The 22,311-nt window shown below is 65.2% G+C and carries 15 protein-coding genes and 1 other RNA gene; 7 read left to right on the forward strand and 9 right to left on the reverse strand.

From position 1 onward, the window contains the following. Positions 1-58 precede the first annotated feature (58 nt). Positions 59-688: a bifunctional nicotinamidase/pyrazinamidase gene (gene pncA / locus AC07Y0_RS05725; protein WP_498675377.1), complete on the reverse strand. Its 630-nt coding sequence runs from the start codon at positions 686-688 to the stop codon at positions 59-61. Between the two features lie 1,532 nt (positions 689-2,220). On the opposite strand from pncA, the gene AC07Y0_RS05730 reads away from it, so the two are divergent. Further along, complete coding sequence (locus tag AC07Y0_RS05730) at positions 2,221-2,499, forward strand: DUF6074 family protein (RefSeq protein ID WP_498675378.1); 279 nt, start codon at positions 2,221-2,223, stop codon at positions 2,497-2,499. A gap of 29 nt (positions 2,500-2,528) precedes the next feature. Here AC07Y0_RS05730 and AC07Y0_RS05735 read toward each other — a convergent pair whose 3' ends face one another. Together AC07Y0_RS05735 and AC07Y0_RS05740 are read right to left on the reverse strand one after the other, a co-directional pair. After that, a complete protein-coding gene (locus tag AC07Y0_RS05735) occupies positions 2,529-3,770 on the reverse strand; it encodes a hypothetical protein (protein WP_498675380.1) in 1,242 nt (413 codons plus the stop codon). 52 nt (positions 3,771-3,822) lie between these two features. Next, positions 3,823-6,447 (reverse strand): ATP-dependent helicase, encoded by a 2,625-nt coding sequence (locus tag AC07Y0_RS05740; protein WP_498675381.1) that lies wholly within the window; start codon positions 6,445-6,447, stop codon positions 3,823-3,825. 303 nt (positions 6,448-6,750) lie between these two features. Between AC07Y0_RS05740 and AC07Y0_RS05745 the strand changes: the two genes are divergently transcribed. The 3 genes from AC07Y0_RS05745 to AC07Y0_RS05755 are packed head-to-tail and all read left to right on the forward strand — an operon-like array spanning position 6,751 to position 11,958. Beyond that, a complete protein-coding gene (locus AC07Y0_RS05745) occupies positions 6,751-7,998 on the forward strand; it encodes an efflux RND transporter periplasmic adaptor subunit (RefSeq protein WP_498675383.1) in 1,248 nt (415 codons plus the stop codon). Next, positions 7,995-11,171, forward strand: coding sequence for an efflux RND transporter permease subunit (locus AC07Y0_RS05750; RefSeq protein ID WP_498675385.1), 3,177 nt, complete (start codon positions 7,995-7,997; stop codon positions 11,169-11,171). Before AC07Y0_RS05745 ends, AC07Y0_RS05750 begins: the two co-directional genes overlap by 4 nt. Positions 11,172-11,211: 40 nt before the next feature. Beyond that, a complete protein-coding gene (locus AC07Y0_RS05755; protein ID WP_498675386.1) occupies positions 11,212-11,958 on the forward strand; it encodes a dienelactone hydrolase family protein in 747 nt (248 codons plus the stop codon). 10 nt (positions 11,959-11,968) lie between these two features. On the opposite strand, the gene AC07Y0_RS05760 is transcribed toward AC07Y0_RS05755, so the two are convergent. Then, positions 11,969-12,931, reverse strand: a complete 963-nt coding sequence (locus AC07Y0_RS05760; RefSeq protein ID WP_498675388.1) for an alpha/beta hydrolase — start codon at positions 12,929-12,931, stop codon at positions 11,969-11,971. A 176-nt stretch (positions 12,932-13,107) separates the two neighbouring features. Here AC07Y0_RS05760 and AC07Y0_RS05765 point away from each other — a divergent pair, with 176 nt between their 5' ends. The 3 genes from AC07Y0_RS05765 (at position 13,108) to AC07Y0_RS05775 (ending at position 20,117) form a co-directional block, all read left to right on the forward strand. Beyond that, entirely contained in the window at positions 13,108-14,517 is a 1,410-nt protein-coding gene (locus tag AC07Y0_RS05765) for an FAD-binding oxidoreductase (protein WP_498675390.1), read from the forward strand. A 74-nt stretch (positions 14,518-14,591) separates the two neighbouring features. Beyond that, positions 14,592-18,305, forward strand: coding sequence for an AsmA family protein (locus AC07Y0_RS05770; protein ID WP_498675391.1), 3,714 nt, complete (start codon positions 14,592-14,594; stop codon positions 18,303-18,305). Between the two features lie 105 nt (positions 18,306-18,410). Beyond that, on the forward strand, positions 18,411-20,117 hold the full coding sequence (locus AC07Y0_RS05775) for a hypothetical protein (protein WP_498675394.1): 1,707 nt from the start codon (positions 18,411-18,413) through the stop codon (positions 20,115-20,117). Positions 20,118-20,169: 52 nt separating this feature from the next. Here AC07Y0_RS05775 and AC07Y0_RS05780 read toward each other — a convergent pair whose 3' ends face one another. The 5 genes from AC07Y0_RS05780 to ssrA form a co-directional block, all read right to left on the reverse strand. Next, positions 20,170-20,541: a hypothetical protein gene (locus AC07Y0_RS05780; RefSeq protein ID WP_498675395.1), complete on the reverse strand. Its 372-nt coding sequence runs from the start codon at positions 20,539-20,541 to the stop codon at positions 20,170-20,172. A 185-nt stretch (positions 20,542-20,726) separates the two neighbouring features. After that, positions 20,727-20,945 (reverse strand): ribbon-helix-helix domain-containing protein, encoded by a 219-nt coding sequence (locus AC07Y0_RS05785; protein ID WP_498675397.1) that lies wholly within the window; start codon positions 20,943-20,945, stop codon positions 20,727-20,729. Between the two features lie 94 nt (positions 20,946-21,039). Beyond that, positions 21,040-21,231, reverse strand: a complete 192-nt coding sequence (locus AC07Y0_RS05790; protein ID WP_498675399.1) for a DUF4169 family protein — start codon at positions 21,229-21,231, stop codon at positions 21,040-21,042. Positions 21,232-21,291: 60 nt separating this feature from the next. Beyond that, the gene (locus tag AC07Y0_RS05795; protein ID WP_498675402.1) at positions 21,292-21,801 is read right to left on the reverse strand and encodes an SspB family protein; all 510 of its coding nucleotides are present in this window, start codon (positions 21,799-21,801) and stop codon (positions 21,292-21,294) included. A 141-nt stretch (positions 21,802-21,942) separates the two neighbouring features. Continuing rightward, positions 21,943-22,311: a transfer-messenger RNA gene (ssrA, locus tag AC07Y0_RS05800) on the reverse strand.

Raw genomic sequence — 22,311 nt, forward strand, 5'->3', positions numbered from 1 at the left:
CCCTAGCGTGGATGGGCGGGGAAATCAATCGGCCGAAGGGGGAAGGGCATGTGCCGGATCAGGCGGCGAGGATGTCCCGGCTCGACACGACGGCGACGCCGGCGGACTTCATCTCGTCGATCGCGGCCTTGACGCCTTGCGGATCGATGCCGCGCGAGCCGTCCTCGATGAAGCGGACCTTGACGCCCGGCAGCATGTCGACCGCGTCGAGGGCGGAGAATTTCACGCAGTAGTCGGTGGCGAGGCCCATCAGGTCGAGTTCGGTCACGCCCTTCTGCCTGAGATAGCCGGCAAGGCCGGTGAGTGCGGCGCGGTCGTTGTCGCGGAAGGCGGAATAGCTGTCGACGGCCGGGTTCTCGCCCTTCTTCTGCACATAGGCGATGGCCGAGATATCGAGACCGGGATGGAATTCGGCGTCCGCCGTGCTCTGCACGCAATGGTCGGGCCAGAGCACCTGGGGCTTGCCGGAGAGCTCGCCCAAGTCGAAGGGTTTTGCGCCGGGATGCTGCGAGGCGAAGCTGCCATGGTTCGCCGGGTGCCAGTCCTGCGAGGCGACGATCAGGTCGTAGCGGCCGCTCTTCATCAGCGCATTGGCGACGGGCACGACCGCGTCGCCATCGGCGACCGGCAGGTTGCCGCCCGGGCAGAAGCCGTTCTGGATATCGATCAGCAGCAGGGCCTTGGTCATGGTCGTCGTCCTTTTCTTCGGGTGCGGCGCAAGATGGCAAGGGGGGACCGCGGGATCAAGGGGGAAGCGGCGGTTGGTGTCGCTCGTCGCCGACGGCAGCGGGCAATCTCCCCCCTTGAGGGGGAGATGTCGGCGTAGCCGACAGAGGGGGGTAGCCGCGAGGACCGAGGCCGAACTTTGTCGATGCGGGGGTCTGTCGCGACCACCGGGCGAGCAAGCTCGCCCCCCTCTGTCCTGCCGGCGTTCGTCACTGCAATCGATTCACAGGATCGATTGCTCCGCTGCGCGGACCGTTCCTTACCCCCCTCAAGGGGGGAGATCGACGTGGGGCCGGCCTCTCGCCCAACCTACTTACCGGTCCTTCGCCCAGCTAAATGCCTCGTGTTTCGCCCAATCGGAAACGCCGGCCGGGCTCATGCCCTCCGGTTTCGCTGTCATTTCCTTTTGCCCGGAACAGATCCGAGCGGACGGGGCGCCTCTGGCTGCCGCGTAAGGTAAAAAAATCAGATGACACCCAAAGGCGCCCCGTTCGGCGGTTTTTGCCCGCGACTTCGGCCTCTCTGCGGCGCCGGCCCTTGCCGGGGATTTTTCACGCGGGGCCCGGCTTTTGACCGGCGGACGCCCGCACACCCTCGACAACCCGGTCTTACCACCATGCCACGCCACACAGGCGCTCCCGGCGCGCTGTCAGGGCCGGCAAGGTCTCGGGCCGTCCAAAGCCCGAAAAAAACCTTGCCCCCACGTCGCCAGGGGGAGACCATTTTCCGCGGACCCGAGGTCTGGGTTCTTGCGTCTTTCCCCCAAACCCCGCGCCGGCCCCGCCTCGCCACAACGCCTTGTGGTGTATCCGCGACGGAACGGGATCAGTTTAGGGCCGGTGTTTGGGGGCGGGGAAAGTCGGGGTGCGTCGGCGCTGAATTTGCTGGGGAATCGGCGGTGGGCTTCCCCGTATGGGGGTGCGTGTGGCGCGGGATGCTTCGAGGCCTGGCCTGCGGCCAGGCACCTCAGCATGAGGGAAATGCTTGGCGCGGGATGCTTCGAGGCCCTCGCTTTGCGAGGGCACCTCAGCATGAGGGCACACGTCGGCGGCTCTCGCAGCAAGGCGGCCTAGGGAATGCCTCACCAAGGTGCACCACGATAGCCCTCACCCTGAGGGGGGAGCGCAAGCGACCCACGAAGGGCGCCGGAAGAGCCGGGCCGGCGAGGGCGATGACCCATGAGCAGGGCGGCCGGCGATATGTCGCCGTGAGGGCCGGCGGGCGCAGGTCGGTGGGTGCCGGGCCGGGGGACCAGGTGACCACCTATAGGCTGGCGGAGCAGGCGGGCTTCAGGCTGCCTCGGGGGAGATCGGGGGCGGCCGGTTCAGCCGGGAAAAAAAGGCCGCCTTTGCGACGGTCGACGGGGGCTTCAATCGCCGCGCGCGCATGCCCGGGGGGCTTCATATGCCCTTTTCCGGACTTCGGACTCTGCGCGAAACGGAACGTTAACCATGTTGATTCTACACGTGTTTTGTCAACGTGAGGATGTAACGTATGAGTAACGACGCCATGATCGGCCAGGCCACCCCGTCCATCGCCTTTTTCCCGCTTGCCAGCCGCCGCGACCTCGTTCGCCGCTCGGCCGTCGCGCTCGACAACTGCCATGGACCGGCCGCCGTCGATTTCTGGCGCACGACCTGCCGCGGGCTCGGCGCCGAACTTCTGGCACTCGGCTGCCCGGAAGAAGAGATGCGCGCCGAGATCATGGATTTCCAGGCGGCGGTCCAGATGGAACTGATGTGGCTGCACCGGACGCAAGAGGCGCGTGGGTGAGGGGGCGCTGCCCCTTTCCAGTGCGGAAGCTATTGTTGATCAGCTTGTAGGCGTTTGAGACCCCTGTTGCTGATATCCAATTCCGCTCCGTTGGGGCCGATCTTTAGGTTTGAGGCCGACCCTAAGATGGCCGAGGCAAGCGAGTCCGCAGGCGACTGGCTCTCTTCCAGTTTTGCATCCCAGTCAAAGAGCCGACGAGTCAAAGCAGCAAGCAGTTCGGCCGGCATAGGCGTCTGAGCTTCTCTGTTCCACTCCAGAAGAGATTCGACTACCCAGCTTGCACGATCAATGTCGGTTCTGGTTGCCGACAGGATCCGTTCAAATTCCGCTTGTTGATTTATCCATGTCGTTTCCCATTTCAAATAAAGGAGGGCCAATCCAATTGTGGTGAAGCCTCCGACCGATGCTTTGATAATGAGAATTATGCCGGTTGCTGCCTCGAGCGAAGGGAGGAGTGCGATCTGATAGCTACTGAAAATGGTAAATGCGGCGGCGGCGACAATGAAGAGCCAATAAGCCCATCGCACAGGCCGTCGCTGGGAAGCAGTGTTGGCAGAAAACAAGGACGAAGCGAGCGAGCCGGTGATCGACTCTTTTATCTCGCTGCGTATCGCTCTCCGGACAAAAGTGTTTGACCGATCATCCAGATCTTTTTTCGCTTTTTCAATTTCTAATCTCTTCGCTTCGATTTCGGCGTCAAGATTCTCTCGCTCGGTTTGAAAGCGCTCTGCGTACTCTTCCTTTTGAGATTCTAACTCAATCTTGAGGCGTTCAATCTCATGTGTATGGGCCTCGCGGAGGCTCTCGTTTTTCTCGTGGAACGACCTTTGAAGTTCGGAGAACTGGTCAACTGCCCCTGCAAGAACTGTTTCAATTTTCACGAACTGAACGTTGAGGTTGCTCGGGTCTGATGCGTCTCCGCCCGGAGGCGGATTTCCGAGTTTTTTCAGGACAAAAAGAGAGAATTGAAACTCATCTGTCGCGGGTTTCGCGTTCTGATTTGAGTTCAATTCCAATTTCGCGAGCGGTGATCCTTTTTCATTCTCCCTTTGGTAAGAGAACGAAGTTCTACCATACGCGAGATCGAAATTTCGTACCGAATAGCCTGAATTCCGCTTCAGTAACTTTAGATTCTCGCTATCAAAATTTGCTAAGGTAAAATTTACGTTCCCGGCCCGGAGACTTCCGGAAACTTCGGGGAATTTCCTATGAGCTTCTTCAAAGAGATCCACGACCTCACGATCATTAAGCGGTTGTGCCCAGAATGCCATCTTGCCCTCCGTCTTTCGACGTATGCACGCATTTGTTTGCTTAGATTGTCAATCACACCCTCTCGACAAACCCGTCCAGCACGCGCTTTTCGCCGGCGCGGTCGAAGTTGATGGTGAGCTTGTTGCCCTCGATCGAGGCGATGTTGCCGTTGCCGAACTTGATGTGGAAGACGCGGTCGCCGACGGTGAATTTCGACGGTTCGGTGGTGGTGGACTTGGCCACCAGTTCGCCCTCGATGGTCTTGGCCTTCGGGCCACTCTCGCCATAGCCGATGCGCTCGATGGCGTGGCCGGAGCGGTTGCCCCAGTTGTCGCGGGTGGCGTCCGACTTGTTGGCCTGGGCGCGTTTCCAGCCGGGGGTGGAGTAATTGTTGGCGAAGGGATCGGCCTTGTCGAAGCGCGACTGGCCGTAGCCGCCGCGACCGTAGCCGCCATAGGACTGCTCGCTCTCGGCGACCTCGACATGGGTGACCGGCAGCTCGTCGAGGAAGCGCGACGGCATGGTCGACTGCCACAGGCCGTGGATGCGGCGGTTGGAGACGAACCAGATGTGGCAGCGGCGCTTGGCCCGGGTGATGCCGACATAGGCGAGGCGGCGTTCCTCCTCGAGGCCTGAGCGGCCGCCTTCGTCGAGCGAGCGCTGGTGGGGGAAGAGGCCTTCCTCCCAGCCGGGCAGGAAGACGGTCTCGAATTCCAGCCCCTTGGCCGAATGCAGCGTCATGATCGACACGGCGTCCATCTCGGCATTCTGCTCGGTGTCCATGACCAGCGAGACGTGTTCGAGGAAGCCGCGCAGGCTCTCGAAGGCCTCCATCGAGCGGATCAGTTCTTTCAGGTTTTCCAGGCGCCCGGGGGCTTCGGCCGACTTGTCGTTCTTCCACATGTCGGTATAGCCGGACTCTTCGAGGATCTGCTCGGCAAGCTCGGTATGGGGCGTCGTTTCAAGCAGTTCCGACCATCGCCTGAAGTGTTGAATCACGTCGAACAGCGCCTTGCGGGCCTTGGGCTTGACCTCGTCGGTCTCGATCAGGTCGACGGCGGCGGCCAGCATCGGCACGTCGCGGGCGCGGGCATAGTCGTGCAGCGTGCGGATGGTGGTGTCGCCCAAGCCGCGCTTCGGGGTGTTGACGATGCGCTCGAAGGCGAGGTCGTCGGCCGGCTGGCAGACCAGGCGGAAATAGGCCATGGCGTCGCGGATCTCGAGGCGCTCGTAGAAGCGCGGGCCGCCGACGACGCGGTAGTTGAGGCCGAGGGTGACGAAGCGGTCTTCGAACTCGCGCATCTGGAAGGAGGCGCGCACCAGGATCGCCATGTCGTTGAGGGCGTGCTTCTTGCCGTCGGCATTGCCGCGCTGCAGCCGCTCGATCTCCTCGCCGATGGCGCGGGCTTCCTCTTCCGAATCCCAGGCGGCATGCACCACCACCTTCTCGTCATCGGGATCGACGCGGTCGGTGAACAGCGTCTTGCCGAGACGGCCCTCGTTATGGGCGATCAGATGGCCGGCGGCGCCGAGGATATGCTCCGTCGAGCGGTAGTTGCGCTCCAGCTTGATGACCTTGGCGCCGGGAAAATCCTTCTCGAAGCGCAGGATGTTGTCGACCTCCGCGCCGCGCCAGCCATAGATCGACTGGTCGTCGTCGCCGACGCAGCAGATGTTGACCTTTGGTGCCTCATCCTGAGGTGCCGAGCGCAGCGAGGCCTCGAAGGATACTGCCCGATCTGGCCAAACCTCGTCCTTCGAGACGGCGCTGCGCGCCTCCTCAGGATGAGGTTTGGGTCCCCGCTGGGCAGAGGAGGGGCCTGACCGCTGCGCCAGCAGCCGCAGCCACATGTATTGCGCGGTGTTGGTGTCCTGGTATTCGTCGACCAGGATGTATTTGAACCTCTGGTGATAGTCCTTCAGGATGTCCGGATTGGCGCGGAACATGCGGATCGGATGCAGGAGAAGGTCGCCGAAGTCGCAGGCGTTCAAGGTCTTCAGGCGGTTCTGGTAGGCGGCGTAGAGTTCGCGGCCCTTGCCGTTGGCGAAGGCCCGGGCATCGCCCTCGGGGATCTGCGCGGGGTCGAGGCCCTTGTTCTTCCAGCCGTCGATCATCTGGGCGAACTGCTTGGCCGGCCAGCGCTTGTCGTCGATGCCTTCTGCCTGGATGATCTGCTTGATCAGGCGGATGACGTCGTCGGTGTCGAGAATGGTGAAATCGGAGCGCAGGCCCACCATTTCGGCGTGGCGGCGCAGGATCTTGACGCCGATCGAGTGGAAGGTGCCGAGCCAGGGCATGCCCTCGACCGCGCCGCCGACGAGCAGGCCGATGCGCTCCTTCATCTCGCGCGCCGCCTTGTTGGTGAAGGTCACGGCGAGGATCTGGCTCGGGAAGGCGCGGCCGGTCGCGAGAATATGGGCGATGCGGGTGGTCAGCACCCGGGTCTTGCCGGTGCCGGCGCCGGCCAGCACCAGGACGGGGCCGTCCAGCGTTTCCACGGCTTCGCGCTGTTCCGGATTGAGGCCGGAAAGATAGTCGGGCACGCGGTTCTGGTCGCGCGCCGCCATGGCGCGCGCCGCGATGCCGAGGCCGCCGGCGGCGGGTGCCGCGGCGGGGGCGCGTCCTTCGGCGACGGGTTTGCGCGGGGCGGGTTCCTCGTCGTCGAAGAAGGGTATGTCGTCGAAACCGTTACTCATGCGGCCAATGTAGTGATTCGGATCGGAAAGACCAGAAAAGATGTTCCCCTTTCATTCCGATCCGGGCGCTATCCGCAGGGAATGTCGACGGTTTTGCCGGGTGCGATCGGCAAGGCGACCGAATTGATCGCCCGCACGGGCCGGAGGCCTGCGAGATGACAATTTCGTAATCTTGGCCATTGCGCCTTGCCGTTTGTGCCTTGCAGCGAAATATTGCCGGACAGATGACCCGCAATTCGCCTGATGGCTGCATGGCGTCTCCAAGGCGAGACCCGGCGGGCGCAGCACAGGCCGGAGTTCCCAATGGCATTTTGGAAGCAGTTGACCCTCAGTCTCGTGGCGATCGCCGCAGGCCTATTCCTGTGGGTCTGGTTCGTGCCCGGCGCCGACGGCGTGCTGCGGCGGATCGGCGTGCCCGAAACAGTGGTCGCCCTCGTCGCGCCGGCGGCGGAGGAAACGGGCGACGCCGCAGGGAACGGCCAGGCGCGGCAGGGCCAGGGTGCGCAGGGGCAGGGGCAGGGCGCCGGACAGGGCGCGCAGGGCCAGGGCGGCAATCGCCGCGGGGCCGGGGCGCAGGCGCTGGTGGTCGTGCGGCCGGTCGAGGTGGGCACGGTCAACGACCGTCTCTCGGCGCTCGGCACCGGCGACGCCATCCAGTCCGTCACCATCATGCCGCAGGTTTCGGGCATGCTGTCCGAAATCGCCATCAAGTCCGGCGACCGGATCACCAAGGGCCAGGTGATCGCGCGGCTGGAAAACGAGGAGCAGCGCATCGCCCGCGATCAGGCGCAGGTGGCACTGAAGAGCGCGACCGAGAAGAACGAGCTCTACACCAACCTGAAATCCGCAGCCTCGCGCATCGATGCCTTCGATGCCGCCATCGCGCTCGAAGGGGCGAAACTCGCGCTTGCCTCGGCCGAACTGGAGCTGAAGCGGCGCGAGATCGTCGCGCCGATCGACGGCGTCGCCGGCATCGTCACCGTCAATCCGGGCGACAATGTCACCACCTCGACGGCGATTGCCACGGTCGACGACCGCTCCGAACTGCTGATCGACTTCTGGGTGCCGGAACGTTTCGCCCCGATCATCAAGGTCGGCCAGCCGCTGACCGCAACCGCGGTGGCGCGCCAGGGCAAGCTCTACGAGGGCAGCGTGGCGGCGGTCGACAACCGCATCGACGAGGCGAGCCGGACGCTGCGCATCCGCGCCAAGATCGCCAACGAGAACGACGACCTGCGCGCCGGCATGGCCTTTACCGTGGCGATGAGCTTCGACGGTGAGCGCTTTCCCGCCGTCGATCCCCTGTCCGTGCAGTGGGACAGCGACGGTTCCTTCGTCTGGCGCGTGACCGACGGCAAGGCCGAGAAGGTGCCGGTGCGGATCGTCCAGCGCAATCCCGACGCCGTCCTGGTCGAGGGCGAGCTTGCCGAGGGCGACCGGGTGGTGACCGAAGGCATTCAACGCGTGCGCGCCGGCCGGGCGGTGCAGGTGATCGGCGACGAAGCCGGTGCGAAGCCCGCGAACGGCGAAAAACCGGTGGCAAGCCGATGAGCGGGGACAGCGATTTGAGCGACGGCAAGAACGGCGACGGGGAGGTACAGGGCCCTGTTGCGGGGGCTGCGCCCGACAAGCAGACCGGTTTCACCGCGCTCTTCATCCGCCGGCCGATCTTTGCGGCGGTCGCCAATGCGCTGATGGTGGTGGCCGGCCTTGCCGCCTTCTACGGCATCGAGGTGCGCGAACTGCCCGACGTCGACCGGCCGGTGATCACGGTTCGGACCTCGTTCGACGGGGCCTCGCCGCAGACCATCGACCAGCAGTTGACGACGGTGGTGGAAGGGGCCGTGGCGCGCGTCGCCGGGCTCAAATCCATGTCGTCGACCTCGTCCTTCGGATCGAGCCGCGTGACGCTCGAATTCTCCGACACCACGGACCTCAATGTCGCGGCGAGCGACGTGCGCGATGCCATTTCGCGGGTGTCGAACAGCCTGCCGGACGATGCCGACGAGCCGCGCATCGTCAAGGCAGATTCCGACAGCGACCCGATCATGCGGCTGGCGGTGACCTCCGACCGGATGAACATCGAGGACCTGACGCTGCTGGTCGACAACGAGATCGCCGACCGGCTGGCCTCGGTCGACGGCGTGGCCGACATCGAACTCTACGGCGACCAGGACAAGATCTTCCGCGTCGACGTCGACCAGGCGGCGCTGGCGAGCCGGGGGCTGACGGTGGCGACGCTCACGTCTGCGCTGTCCAACATCGCCTTCGACGTGCCGGCCGGCTCGATCACGTCGTCGACGCAGGACATCGTGGTGCGCGCCACCGCCGACCTGAAGACGCCGGAGGATTTCACCCGGCTGCTCATCGGCGACAATGTGCGGCTCGGCGACGTGGCGACCGTGACCTTCGGGCCGGACCTGTCGTCCACGGCGCTGCGCTCGAACGGCAAGGCCGGCATCGGCATGGGCATCATCCGCCAGGCGCAGTCGAACACGCTGAGCATCTCCAATGGCGTCAAGGCCATGGTCGGGCGGCTGCAGACGGAGCTGCCGGAAGGCACCGAGATCCGCATCACCAGCGACGACGCCGTGTTCATCCGCGGCTCGATCGACGAGGTGGTCAATGCGCTCATTCTCGCCGCCGTGATCGTCATCGGCATCATCTTCCTCTTCCTGCGCGACTGGCGCGCGACCATCATTCCGGCGGTCACCATGCCGGTCTCGCTGATCGGCACTGTGGCGGCCGTCTACCTCGTCGGCTTCTCGATCAACATCCTGACGCTGCTCGCCATCGTGCTGGCGACCGGCCTCGTCGTCGACGACGCGATCGTGGTGCTGGAGAACATCGTGCGCCGGCGCAGCCAGGGGCTCGGACCGCGGGCCGCGGCCGTGCTCGGCACGCGCGAGGTGTTCTTCGCCGTCATCGCCACGACGGCCACACTGGCCGCCGTGTTCATCCCGCTCTCCTTCCTGCCGGGTCAGGTGGGCGGGCTGTTCCGCGAATTCGGCTTCGTTTTGGCCTTCTCGGTGACGCTGTCGTCGATCGTGGCACTGACGCTCTGCCCGATGCTCGCCTCGCGCATGCTGACCGCGCACGCGATCGAGCATCACAGCGGGCCGCTGGCCCGATTCGGCGACGCGTTTTCGCGCTTCTATCGCCGGAGCCTCAGCGCCTGCCTCAATGCGCCGATCGTCGTCGTTGCGGTCTGCATCGCCTTCTCGCTCGTCGCCTTTGCCGCCTTCTCGCTGATCACCAGCGAACTCACGCCGCGCGAGGACCGCTCCGCGGTGATGGTGCGCGTCTCGGCGCCGCAGGGGGTGAGCCTCGACTACATGCAGGACCAGATGCAGCGCATCGAAGAGGCGATGAAGCCGCTGCGCGACAGCGGCGAGGTCGCCAACCTGTTTTCGATCTCCGGATTCGGCAGCAACAAGAACAGCGGCTTCATGGTGTTGACCCTTGCCCCCTGGGGGGAGCGGGAGCGCAGCCAGGACGCGATCGTCCAGGACGTGACGCGGATCGCGTCCGGCATTCCGGGCGTCAACGCCTTTGCCATGCAGCCGAACAGCCTGAGGATCCGCGGCGGTGGCAGCGGGCTGCAGTTTGCGCTCGTCGGTTCCAGCCACGAACAACTGACCCAGGCGGCGATCAAGCTGGTGGCGGATCTGGAGGCCGACGGCAGCTTCGACAATCCGCGGCTGTCGAACGACATCAGCCAGGCCCAACTCGGGGTGTCGATCGACCGCGAACGGGCCGCGGATCTGGGGATCGACATCACCGGGCTTGCCCAGGCGCTGCAGTCGCTGCTGGACGGCCGCTCGATCGGCGACGTCTATGTCGACGGCGAGGCCTATCCGGTGAAGCTCGCGTCGACGACGCGGCCGATCGACGATCCGACCGATCTCGAAAACATCTTCCTCAGGACCGCGGATGGCAAGACCGTGCCGATGTCGGTGATCGCCAGCCTGGAGGAGAAGGCGGTGGCGCCGTCGCTGGCGCGCGAACAGCAGCTGGCCGCCGTGCAGGTGACCGCCGGCCTCGGACCCGGGCTGTCGCTCGGAGCGGCGCTGGAGAAGGCGATCGCGCTCGCCGAGCCGAACCTGCCGCCGGGCGCCCGGCTTCTGCCGCTCGCGGAGGCGGCGACGCTCAGCGAAAACAGCGGCGGTATGGGCTCGACCTTCGGCTTTGCCATCGTCATCATCTTCCTGGTGCTGGCGGCCCAGTTCGAAAGCGTGCTGTCGTCGATCATCATCATGGCGACGGTGCCGCTGGGGCTCGCCTGTGCCGTGTTCGCGCTGCTGCTGACCGGGACGAGCCTCAACGTCTACAGCCAGATCGGCCTCGTCATGCTGGTCGGGATCATGGCGAAGAACGGCATCCTGATCGTCGAATTCGCCAACCAGCTGCGCGATCGCGGGCAGGGGGTGCGCGAAGCGATCGAGAATGCCGCCAATCTGCGTCTTCGTCCGGTGATGATGACGATGATCGCCACGATCCTCGGCGGCGTGCCGCTGGTGCTGGCCCACGGGGCGGGCGCCGAGGCGCGCATCGCGCTCGGCTGGGTGATCGTCGGCGGGCTCGGTTTTGCCACGGTCGTCACGCTCTACGTGACGCCGCTCGCCTATCTGGGGCTGGCGCGCTTCTCGAAGCCGCATGCCGACGAGGAGGCGCGGCTGCACAAGGAAATGCAGGTCGCCGCGGCGATCGAGGCGGCCGAGTGATCCGCTTCGCCGCCTGGCCGAAAGACGGGAGGAACGGTCCATGAGCAAACGCGAGATCGCCATCAGGACCGGGGACGGCACTGCAAAGGCCGGGCTGTTCCTGCCCGGTGCCGCGAGCCCGGCCGTCATTCGCCCGGGCGTGGTGCTCTACATGGACGCTTTCGGGCCTAGGCCGGCGCTCGACCACATGGCCGAACGGTTGTCGGGCGAGGGCTATGTCGTGCTGGTGCCGGACCTGTTCTACCGCTTCGGCGCCTATGGTCCGTTCGATGCGAAGACCGCGTTCAGGCAGGAGGCGAGCGCCAGGCAGTTGCGGGCGATGATCGACGGCACGCGCCAGGCGATGACGGCGGCCGATACGGCCTATTTCCTCGATGCGCTTTCCGATGCCGGGGCCGGCGGTCCGGCCGGCGTGGTCGGCTATTGCATGGGCGGTTCGCGGGCGCTGTCTGCGGCGGCGGCCTATCCGGAGCGGATCGCGGCGGCCGCGAGCTTTCACGGCGGCAACCTGGCGAGCGACAAGCCGGACAGCCCGCACCTGAAGGCGGCCTCCATCAAGGCGCGCGTGCATATCGGCGCGGCCGGCGTCGACGGGTCGTTCACGCCGGAGCAGGCGGCACGTCTCGTCGAGGCTTTCCGCACGGCCGAGGTGGATTTTCTGCTCGAGAACTATGTCGGCATGGCGCATGGCTGGTGTGTGCCGGACCACAGCGTCTACGACGAGGCCGGGGCCGAGCGGCACTGGCGGCGGTTGACCACTTTCCTGGGCGAGACGCTGAAGGCGTGATCGCCCGGCGTCAGTTGCCTTCGGCGCCCGGACCGACGACGACAAAGACATTGCCCGCGGGTTCGGGCCGCAGGTAGACATTCTTCAGGGCGGGGGCGCCGTTCTTCAGGATGTCGGCGAAGATCTGGTCGATCGCCTCGCTGCGCTGGCCGGAGACGAAGAAATAGTGGCGCCAGCTTTCCGGGTCGAGCAGGATGTAGTTCGCATTCTGCGCCAGCGGTTCGGCCGAGCCGTCGAGATTGGTGAGCGTCCTGCCGAGCCGCGCCGTGTTGTACATGCGCGTGGTCACCTGGAGGGCCGGATCGTCCGCGTTGACGAAGACGAAGATCTCGTCGGCAAAGCCGAGTTTTTCCATCCATAGCCGGTGATCGGGCAGCGCCGTTTCCGGGACGGCGAAGAGGATGCGTTTCACCAGGCCGGCGGGCAGGTCGGGGGTCGCCTCGGCCAGATGGCGGAAGACTTCTCCGGCCATCGAATGGCCGACGATCATCACCGGGCGATCCGCCAGCGGCAGGCCTGGGCCGCGCAGCCCGGCCATTTTCCGGAGCAGAAGGATCAGCCTTTCGCTCGCCGCCTTGGCGTTCAGCACCGGGAATTCGGTCATCGAAATCCAGGACGGCCAGTTGAACATGATGACATCGGCATTGGCACCCTTGGCCAGTTCACCCATGGTGTAGAGGCCGAACTCGCCGTCCGGGTCGGGGCCGAAGCCGTGCACGAACAGCACCAGCGGGCGTGGCGTGCCATCGGCGGACGGCGTGAAGCTCGCCAGCGCTGCTTCGAGATCGCCGAGCGCAAAGTGCTTGCCGTCGGGGGTGACGAGGCCGAAACTCTCGTCGGTGATGTCACCGGCGGCCGCCGTCTGGGGCTTGAGGATCATCGTCACCATGGCAGCGTAATTCCACCAGACATAGCCGCTGGCGGCGCCGAGGAGGACAAGGATGATGACGAGGCCTTTGAGGACGGTTCTCATGAAGACCATCTAACCCAAGGCCATTTCGCACCGCAATGCTTTCGCGCGGCCCATTTGTGCATTACCGTCGGCGGGCATGGTCTCGACACTGGACAAGCGGGAGCGACTTGGCCCATAGCTCGGTCCTGTTTTGGTGAGCATACTGCCGAGGCGGCAGAGCGGGGGAGACGGTTCGCATGGCCTTGAAGGATGTCGTCGCAGGGGTTCGCAACGAGGCGGGGATCACGACCGTGCTCGGCATCCTCAAGCAGGGCTTCGGTGAGCGTTTCCAGACCGGCCAGTCCTTCCGCGAGCAGCACAGCCACACGACCTCCTATCTCCCGGCCCAGCTTCCCGACGGTGTCGTCTTCGTCGAGACGAGCGACGACGTGAAGACGGTGGTGAAGACCTGCGCGGCCCACAAAGTGCCGATGATCCCGTTCGGCACCGGCTCCTCGCTCGAAGGCCATATCAACGCGCCGAGCGGCGGCATCTCGGTCGATTTCACCCGGATGAACAAGGTGCTGTCGGTCAATGCCGAAGACCTCGACTGCACCGTGGAGCCCGGCATCACGCGCGAGGAGCTCAACACCTATCTGCGCGACACCGGCCTGTTCTTCCCGATCGATCCCGGCGCCAATGCCTCGATCGGCGGCATGGCCTCGACGCGCGCCTCGGGCACCAATGCGGTGCGCTACGGCACGATGAAGGACAATGTGCTGGCGCTCACCGTGGTCACCGCCGACGGCGAGGAGATCAGGACGGCACAGCGCGCCCGCAAGTCGTCGGCCGGCTATGACCTGACGCGGCTGTTCGTCGGCGCCGAGGGCACGCTCGGCATCATCACCTCGATCACGCTGAAGCTGCAGGGCATTCCGGCCAAGATTTCCGGGGGCGTCTGCGCCTTTCCGAGCCTCAAGGCGGCCTGCGACACCGTGATCATGACCATCCAGATGGGCATTCCGGTCGCTCGCATCGAGCTGCTGGACGAAATGCAGATGAAGGCGGTCAACGCCTATTCCAAGCTTTCCTATCCGGAGAAGCCGACGCTGTTCGTCGAGTTCCACGGCACCGAGGAGACGGTCGAGCTGCAGGCCGCGCAGTTCCGGGAAATCGCCGCCGAGTACGGGTCGGACGAATTCCGCTATACCGCCAATGCCGAGGAGAGGGCGCAGCTGTGGAAGGCGCGCCACAATGCCTACTGGGCCGGCCGGGCGCTGGCGCCGGAACTGAACGGGTTGTCGACCGACGTCTGCGTGCCGATCTCCAGGCTCGCCGACTGCGTCGCCGAGACCCAGGCCGACATTCGCGAGACCGGGCTTCTGGCGCCGATCGTCGGCCATGCCGGCGACGGCAATTTCCACGTGCTGATGCTGTTCGACGACAAGAACCCGGTGGAACTCGCCAAGTCGGAGGCGTTCATGGCGCGGCTCAACGCCCGGGCGCTGGCCATGGAGGGCACCTGCACCGGCGAGCATGGTGTCGGCCAGGGCAAGATGAGCTATCTCGAACAGGAACTGGGCTCGGCCATCCCGCTGATGCGGTCGATCAAGAAAAGCCTCGATCCGGACAATATATTCAATCCGGGCAAGATCTTCCGTATGTGAAGAGCGCCGCTCGCGGCTTGCCCCCGACGGGAATTGCATTACCTTTGCGCCGGAAGTGATGGGAGTCGAAAGACGTGCTCGGACGCATACTGGTTTTCCTTGGCGGGGTGTTGGTCGTCGCGCTGTTCGGAGCGCTGCTGGCGCCGCTGTTCGTCGACTGGACCGATTTCCGCAAGGATTTCGAGAGCCAGGCCAGTCGCGTGCTGGGCAAGAAGGTCACGGTGCTCGGCGAGGTCGAGGCGCGCCTGCTGCCGTTCCCCTCGGTGACGCTGCATGACGTGACGGTCGGCGCCGACCAAGACGGCAAGCCGCTGGTGCATGTCGCGCGCTTTTCCATGGATGCCGAGCTCGCGCCGCTGCTCTCCGGCGAGGCCCGCATCTTCGACATGCGCATCGAGGAGCCGAAGGCGCGGATCCGGCTTTCCGCCGACGGTACGCTCGACTGGCTGCGCGGCAGCAGTGCCGATATCCCGGCCCGCACGGTCGTCTTGGAGAAGGTTCGCATCGTCGGCGGCGAGATCGATTTCATCGACGAGCAGACCGGCCGCACCCGCAAGCTTACCGGGCTCGATGCCGACATGTCGGCGCGCTCGCTGGCCGGTCCGTGGTCGGTCGACGGCAAGGCGGCGCTCGACGGCGAGGCCGGCCATTTCTTCCTCTCCAGCCTGCAGCCGGAGATCGGCGCCGACGCCATCTCGCTGAAGCTGAGGCTGCAGCCGGACGCCCGGCCGTTCGACATCGAGCTCGACGGCAATCTCAGCCTTAAAGCGGGCAAGCCGAACTATCAGGGCCGTTTCCAGGCGGTGTGGAAGGGCATACAGACCGCCAAGGCCGACCCGAAGACGCCGCAGCCGCGGGCCAAGGGCGATTTCGAACTCACCAATGAGCGCATCGTCGTCAAGTCCTACCGGTTCGAGCTGGGCGAGGCGGCCGATCCCTATGTCGTGACCGGTGAGGCCAAGCTCGATACCGGCGCCAATCCGGAATTCCTGCTGACGGCGGAGGGCCAGCAGGTCGACGTCAACCGGCTCGCCAATGAAAGCGCCAAGGGCAAAACCGGGCGCAATGCGGCCGGCTCGGTGCGGGAGCGGCTCGATCTTCTGATCGCCATGGCGAGCGAGATCCCGATTCCCAACCTGCCGGGAAAGGCGACGCTGAGGCTGCCGGCCATCGTCGCCGGCGACACGGTGCTGCGCGACGTGACGCTCGATGTGCGCCCCGATGGACGTGGCTGGAATGTCGAGCGCGCCGTCGTGGTGCTTCCCGGACGCACGCAGGTGGAGGCCAAGGGGCGGCTGGTGCTCGGCACCGCGCCCTCGTTCAGCGGCGACCTGCTGGTCGCGTCGACCCAGCCATCGGGCCTGTCCACCTGGATTTCAGGCGGCGTCGATCCGGCCGTCCGCCAATTGAAGTCCATGGGTTTTTCCGCCGCCGTCAACCTGACGCCGCAGATCCAGCGTTTCGAGAAGCTGGAACTGGCGATCGGGCCGGCGCTGCTCAACGGGCGCCTGGAGCGCCAGTCGCTCGACAAGGAGGCGGCGACGCTGTCGATCGACCTCACCGGCAATGAGATCGACCTCGACGCGGCGCGCGCCGTGGCGGGGCTGATCGTCGGCGAGGAAGCCGACCATGCGCTGCTTGCCGAGAAGATCGCCACGCGGCTGAAGGTCGGCCGGCTGACCGGCTACGGCATGGAGGCGGGCGAGGTCGAGACGGTGTTCACCTATGACGGCGCGGGCGTCGTCATCGACCGGCTGAACATCGGTGACCTGGCCGGGGCGGCGCTGAAGGCGAGCGGCACGGTCAAGGGGCCGGTGACATCGCCTTCCGGCAAGGCGCAGGTGGCGCTGTCCTCGGGCGATCCGGGGCCGTTCCTGGCGTTGATCGCAGGGCGCCTGCCGACACATCCGCTGGCCGCGCGGCTGGTGAAGAGCGCCTCTTGGTACGGCAACAGCAATCTGACGGCGAGCCTTGTCTTCGGCGAGGCGGCGGGCGGTGGCATGGCGGTCAAGGTCGCCGGCACGTCGAACGGCAGCCGCATCGCCCTTGACTACGGCGTCGACGACCTGGCCAAGCTCAACGGCGACGCGAAGGTCAACCTTGCCGCAACGCTGGAAAACCCGGAGGCGCAGATTCTCTTGGGGCAAGCCGGTCTCGACCCGCTGCCGATCGGCGGCGGCGAGGGCGGGCGGCTGCAGTTCAGCGTCAACGGTGCCGGCAACGAACCGGCCGATGCGACGCTGACCCTAGCTGCCGGACGCACGACGCTTTCGGCGCGCGGCAAGATCGGGCTTGCGGCGGCAGGCTTCCCCAAGGGAAGCGGCACGGTCAAGCTCGAGAGCCCGGATATCGAACCCTATCTGATGATGACCGGCGTCGTGCTGCCGCAGGGCGGGGCGGGGCTGCCGGCGCGGCTCGGCGCCGAACTGGCCCTGGGTGACGGCAAGGCCGCCATCTCGGCGATCGATGCGGAGGCTGCGGGCAACCGGATCACCGGCGCACTCTCGGTCGACTGGAACGGCGCCGTTCCCAAGGTCGGCGGCGAACTCGCGCTCGACAGCGTCGATCTCGCCTGGCTGGCGGAAGGCGTGCTGGGGCCCGTGACCGATCCCGGCACGGGGACCGTCTCGGCAGCGCCGCTGCCGAAGCCGCGCAGCGATTTCGAGTTCAACCTCGCTTTCACCGCCAAGAGCTTCTCGCCGGGCGTGTTTGCGCCGATCGCCGGTTTCTCCGGCAAGCTGAGTGGTGCGGGCGGGCAACTGACGCTCGAGGACGCGGCCGGGCAATGGCTCGGCGGCACGATGAGCGGTCGGCTGATGGTCGCCAACACCGACGGCAACGGCTTCTATCAGGGGCGGATCTCGTTGCGCCAGGCCGACCTCACCGCCGTCGAGAAGGCAATCGGGCGGGTGGACGAAGCGGGTGTGCTGGAGGGCAAGCTCGACCTCGACCTCGTGGCCGAGGCGACGGGCGCCAGCGTCAGCGGCCTGCTGGAGGCGACCAACGGTTCCGGCACGGCCAAGGTTGCGGCGCTCACCGTGCATCGCCTCGACAGCAGGCTCCTGACCAAGATCCTGCCGGAGGCCGACGCGATCGAGGGGGAGGTTACCGCCGAGAAGGTCCAGGGCCTTGCCGAGCGCCTGCTCGGCGGCGCGTCCAGCGCCTTTGCCAATGTCGAGGTTCCGTTCAACATCACCGACGGGGTGTTGCGCGTTACCACGCTGTCGCTCGCCAACGAGGCGGCGAAGCTGGATGGTACGGCGCGGGTCGATCTTGCCGAGCGCCGGACCGAAGCCGACATCCGCATGGCCTTCGCAGCGGGTGACGACGCGCTGGCCGGCGCGGAGCCGGGCGTCCGGCTGCTGCTTTCGGGCGATGTCGCCAGCCCCGAACGCAAGCTGGACGTCGGCGACCTGGCCAATTTCCTGTCGCAGCGCGCCTTCGAGCGAGAGCGCCGAAGGGTCGAGACGCTGCAGTCCAACGTGCTGGAAAAACAGCGCCTGCGCCGCGAGGCGGCCCTCTACCGCTACCGTGCGGAGGAACGCGCCAGGGCTGCGGCCGAGCGGGCAAGGATCGCCGAGGAGGTCCGGCTGAAGGCCGCGGCCGAGCGTCGGGCGGCGGAGGAAGAGGCGCGCCGCAAGGCGGCTGAGGCGGCCAGACAGGCTCCGCCGCCGATCGGCGATGCGGAGGCGCCGCAACTGCCGGTGCCGCGCGGCGAAGGCGTCACCCGCGGCGGCGCCCTGCCTCCGGTGCAGCTGCAGTTCGAGGGGCTGCCGGGCGTCAACTAAAGGCTGAAACACTGCGACCGCGGGGCCGCTTGCCTGCCGCGGGGCCGGGGCCTAGGCTGGAACATGTCGCCGGTCGGAACCCGGCCTGGCAAGGGGGGCCTGAGAATGCTTCGCACTGTTTTCACGTATGTTTTCCTGCTTGTTTTGGCCGGCGCTGCCGGTCCTGCGCGTTCAGAGGAACGCTATCAGCCGTTCGCCGAGAATCGCGGCTGGACGGTCGCCTATGACCGCCAGGACAAGGTCTGCATCGCCTCGCCGAAGGGGGGCAAGGGTGGCCTGTTCTTCGTGCGGCCGAACAGCAAGGACGTGGTCGTGCTGATCGCCAGCAGCAAGCTTGGCTGGCTGACCAACGAGGAAGACTATGACGTCGTCGTCCACACCGATCGGCGCAAGTGGACCGGCACCATGCGGGCGAACGTCACCGACGGCTCGGGCGGGCTCTACCTGACCAATCCCCATGCGAGTTTCATGGCCGCGCTGCGCGATGCCGGACGTATGACGCTGAGCGTCGACAATGTCAGCTACGGCCCGTTCTCGCTGTCCGGCTCCAACGATACGCTGAAGCAGATCGCCGACTGCGCCCGGGCGCTCGATCGCGGCGATTTCGGCCCGGCCAAGACGGAGGAGACGAGCGAAGCCAAGGAGGTGACGATCGGCTCCGGCATGATGGTCGACTGGACGCGCGCTAATTTCGGCAAGACCTATAGCGGCGAAGACTGGACGCTGACGCTGAGCGGCGAACAGAATGACGAGGGCACGGCGACGGCCGTGCTCAAGGTCCGCCACAAGGAGAAGGGCGAGACGGTGATTCGCCTCGAAACCGGGCCGGACGAGATGGCGCGCGGCCAGATCGGCATCTATCCGCTGCAATGGGCGCAGCCGGGCGTGGTGTTTTCCGCGTTCAGCGGCGGGGCGCATTGCTGCACGGCGGTGGCGCTCGCCCATGCAAGCGACGATGCGGTCAAGACCGTCGAGCTCGGCACGTTCGACGGGTTCGGCGTCGTGCCGGCCGATCTCGACGAGGACGGTAATATCGAATTCGACCTCAGAGACGATCGCTTCCTGTACGCCTTTTCGAGCTATGCCGAATCTGCGCCGCCGGTGAAGATCATGGCCTTGCGTGACGGCGAGGCGAGCGACGTGACGCGCGAGGATGCCTTCAGGCCCGTGGTCGAGCGGCGGCTGACGGCGTCGATGCGCGCCTGTTTCGAACAGCAGACCGCAGGCGTCTGCGCCGGGGCGCTCGGCAATGCGGCACTGCTCGGCTACTATCCGGCGGCGCTGGAACTGATGACGCTGGAGGAGATCGACAAGCAGATGGAGGATTATTTCCTCGACTGCGACGACACAACGGCCTGCAAGGGCAAGAAGCGCTTCGAGGACTTCGCCGAGGCGGCCGGCTGGCGGCTCGGCAACTGGGATTACGAGACCGGCGGCGTGCTGGACGGCAAGGTGACCGCTTTCGTTGCCGAACTTGCCAAGGCGAAGGACGGCTATGCCGTCGAGAACGCCGATCCGGAGACGGAATATTCCTGCGACATGGGGCCGCTGACGTTCGAATATGATGCGGCCAAGGACAGGGCACTGGTGAGGGGCTATGAATATGGTTGCAATTTCGGCGCCGCGTCGGTGCTCAAGGAGAGCCTCGTGGTCGACCTTCTGTGTTCCGGCGAGGCCGACTTCTGGCTCGACCGCCATGTCTACGAGCGTGATGGCGAGGCGCTGATGTCGCTGTCGGCGACCGGCGCGCTCGATACCGATGGCGCGACGCGCTTCAAGCCATGCCCGGCCAAGGCCGAGCCGCGGCCATGAAAAAAGGCGGCCCTTGCCGGCCGCCTTTATCCTTGGTCACTGGAGCCTGCGCTCAGACATAGGCGTAGCGCTCGCCGAAGGGCGTTTCTTCGTCGTAATTGGTGCTGCCGATCTTGTCGCTTTCGCCCGACAGGAGCGCGGGCTTCGCCTGCTCGGCGGTGGGCGTCTTCGCGGCGTTTTCAGCCGCTTCCATCTGCGTCTGCTGCGCTTCGAGCTTGGCCAGCGAGGCGCGAAGCTCGGTCAGTTCGTCATTGATCTCGGACTTCTGGTCGTCGGTCTCGGCGCTGGCCAGTTCCTCTTCCTTCGAGGTGATCTGGCTTTCGAGCTTGGCGATCGACGACTTCAGCGAGGTGCTGGAGGAGCCGGCCTGGTCGAGGGCGGTGGTGGACGTGGTGGCGGACGTTGAAGAAATTGCGGTTACCATGTCTAAATCCTTGAGAAAAAGGAGCTTCGTGAAATCACGTCACACGGTTGGATCGATGGGCAATACGCGCAACTGAGCCTTAAAATACGGGGCATCGACGCAATCATGAATAGTCCAAGACTAGGATGGCCTTCTTAATAAAAGGTTATTGGACATAATCGTGCGCCCGCTACATTAGTGGCGGGTCAACGCTCGGCTGCCGCCTTGAGGCGGGCGAGAACATAGAGCCTTGCGGCCGAGGAGAGATTGGTGCGCGGGTCGCGGGTCTCGTCGATCTCGACCACGAGGGCGGCCAGCGGGATCTGCCGTTCCGCGGCGATGGCGTTCAGTTCGTCCCAGAACGCCTCTTCCAGCGAAAAGCTGGTGCGATGGCCGTGCAGGGTGATCGAGTGCTTGCGGATCATCGCGGCTCCGGCTCGGAATCTGATTCAGGCGGCTGACAAGGTGAATCCGGAAAACCGCGCAGGTGCTTGATCGGGAATCGAATTTGCCGGTGGGCTATTCGTCGTCCGACGTCTCGAGGCGGCCCTGGTCGAGAGTCTTTTCGGCCTTGGCGTTGAGCGCCTTCGTCAGCGTCTTCTCGGCCTTGCTGCGGCCGAAGGTCAGGCGGTTCTGTTCCGCCTGCTTCTCCTTTTCGGAGCGGGTCCTGGCCTTGCGGAACTGACGGAGATTGACGACGTCTGCGCTCATGCCTCTCATCCCGGAACGGGGCGCGCCATCGGGCGACGACGCGCGGGGTCTCCTCGAAGACTACTGCTTCTTGCGGAAGGCGTCGAGCGAGACGACCGAGCCCGGCTTCTTCTCTTCGTCGCCGGCCTTCGGCTCGGACTGGTCCTCGCTCCGTTCGACGGCCGAAACCGGGTAGGCGGTGATCTCCGCGCTTTCCTCGTCTTCATCGGCCAGGGGCACGTCGAATTCGAGCTCGAAGTTGACGGAGGGGTCGTAGAAGCCGCGGATGGCGTTGAACGGGATGACCAGCTTTTCCGGGGTGTCGGAGAAGGAGAGCCCGATCTCGAACTGGCTGTCGGTGACCTTGAGGTCCCAGAACTGGTGCTGCACCACGATCGTCATCTGCTCGGCATATTTGGTCTTGAGGTGCTGCGAGATGCGCACGCCCGGCGCGCCGGTGAGGAAGGTGATGAAGAAGTGATGGTCACCCGGAAGACGGCCGGTGGCTGCGACTTCGGTCAACACCTTGCGGATGACGCCGCGCAGCGCGTCCTGAGCCAGAATGTCGTAGCGAATATGGTCGTTCCCCATATGATCCTGTCTTTCTCTTGCTTGGCGTCTTTGCGCGGCTATATGCCACGACGCCGCATTCGGGGAAAGCCCCCGTCACCCGAGTCATAACGATGCATATTACACGATTTGAAAAGCAGAGGGTAGGCAAAGGGGAGGGAAGGTGAAGGCTTCTGTTGCCAGGTGCCTTCGGACCCCGCCTCAAGGGGCTAACCTTGAGGGCTTAGTTCGGATTTCCCGCACCGCCATTAGGCAGCGAGAGCATAACCCTTAGCGTTGTTGTCGTTTGCAACTACACTTGTGACCCGATAACGGCGGTATCATGCCGAGCAAAAGTTCGATCTTTACACCCTTGTCGATCCTATTTCGCCCCCATCAAAAGCCGGTCTTCGAAGACCGACCGGTTTTTGGTGGAGGCGCCGGGTACCGCCCCCGGGTCCAATAGGCTTATTACACCGACCGTTTATCGCCATAGCCGGAGCAAGCCCCGGCAAGGCAGATATAGGTGTTTCATCCGCCAATGAAAAGGGC

This window comes from Allorhizobium sp. GW101-3B10 (assembly GCF_059424725.1).

Coding starts and splice junctions, on each gene's coding strand:
- AC07Y0_RS05760 (WP_498675388.1), bottom strand. CDS start 12,931: ATGAGAACCGTCCTCAAAGGCCTCGTCATCATCCTTGTCCTCCTCGGC.
- AC07Y0_RS05790 (WP_498675399.1), bottom strand. CDS start 21,231: ATGAGCGCAGACGTCGTCAATCTCCGTCAGTTCCGCAAGGCCAGGACC.
- AC07Y0_RS05780 (WP_498675395.1), bottom strand. CDS start 20,541: ATGGTAACCGCAATTTCTTCAACGTCCGCCACCACGTCCACCACCGCC.
- AC07Y0_RS05765 (WP_498675390.1), top strand. CDS start 13,108: ATGGCCTTGAAGGATGTCGTCGCAGGGGTTCGCAACGAGGCGGGGATC.
- AC07Y0_RS05755 (WP_498675386.1), top strand. CDS start 11,212: ATGAGCAAACGCGAGATCGCCATCAGGACCGGGGACGGCACTGCAAAG.
- AC07Y0_RS05740 (WP_498675381.1), bottom strand. CDS start 6,447: ATGAGTAACGGTTTCGACGACATACCCTTCTTCGACGACGAGGAACCC.
- AC07Y0_RS05785 (WP_498675397.1), bottom strand. CDS start 20,945: ATGATCCGCAAGCACTCGATCACCCTGCACGGCCATCGCACCAGCTTT.
- AC07Y0_RS05730 (WP_498675378.1), top strand. CDS start 2,221: ATGAGTAACGACGCCATGATCGGCCAGGCCACCCCGTCCATCGCCTTT.
- pncA (WP_498675377.1), bottom strand. CDS start 688: ATGACCAAGGCCCTGCTGCTGATCGATATCCAGAACGGCTTCTGCCCG.
- AC07Y0_RS05750 (WP_498675385.1), top strand. CDS start 7,995: ATGAGCGGGGACAGCGATTTGAGCGACGGCAAGAACGGCGACGGGGAG.
- AC07Y0_RS05745 (WP_498675383.1), top strand. CDS start 6,751: ATGGCATTTTGGAAGCAGTTGACCCTCAGTCTCGTGGCGATCGCCGCA.
- AC07Y0_RS05775 (WP_498675394.1), top strand. CDS start 18,411: ATGCTTCGCACTGTTTTCACGTATGTTTTCCTGCTTGTTTTGGCCGGC.
- AC07Y0_RS05735 (WP_498675380.1), bottom strand. CDS start 3,770: ATGGCATTCTGGGCACAACCGCTTAATGATCGTGAGGTCGTGGATCTC.
- AC07Y0_RS05795 (WP_498675402.1), bottom strand. CDS start 21,801: ATGGGGAACGACCATATTCGCTACGACATTCTGGCTCAGGACGCGCTG.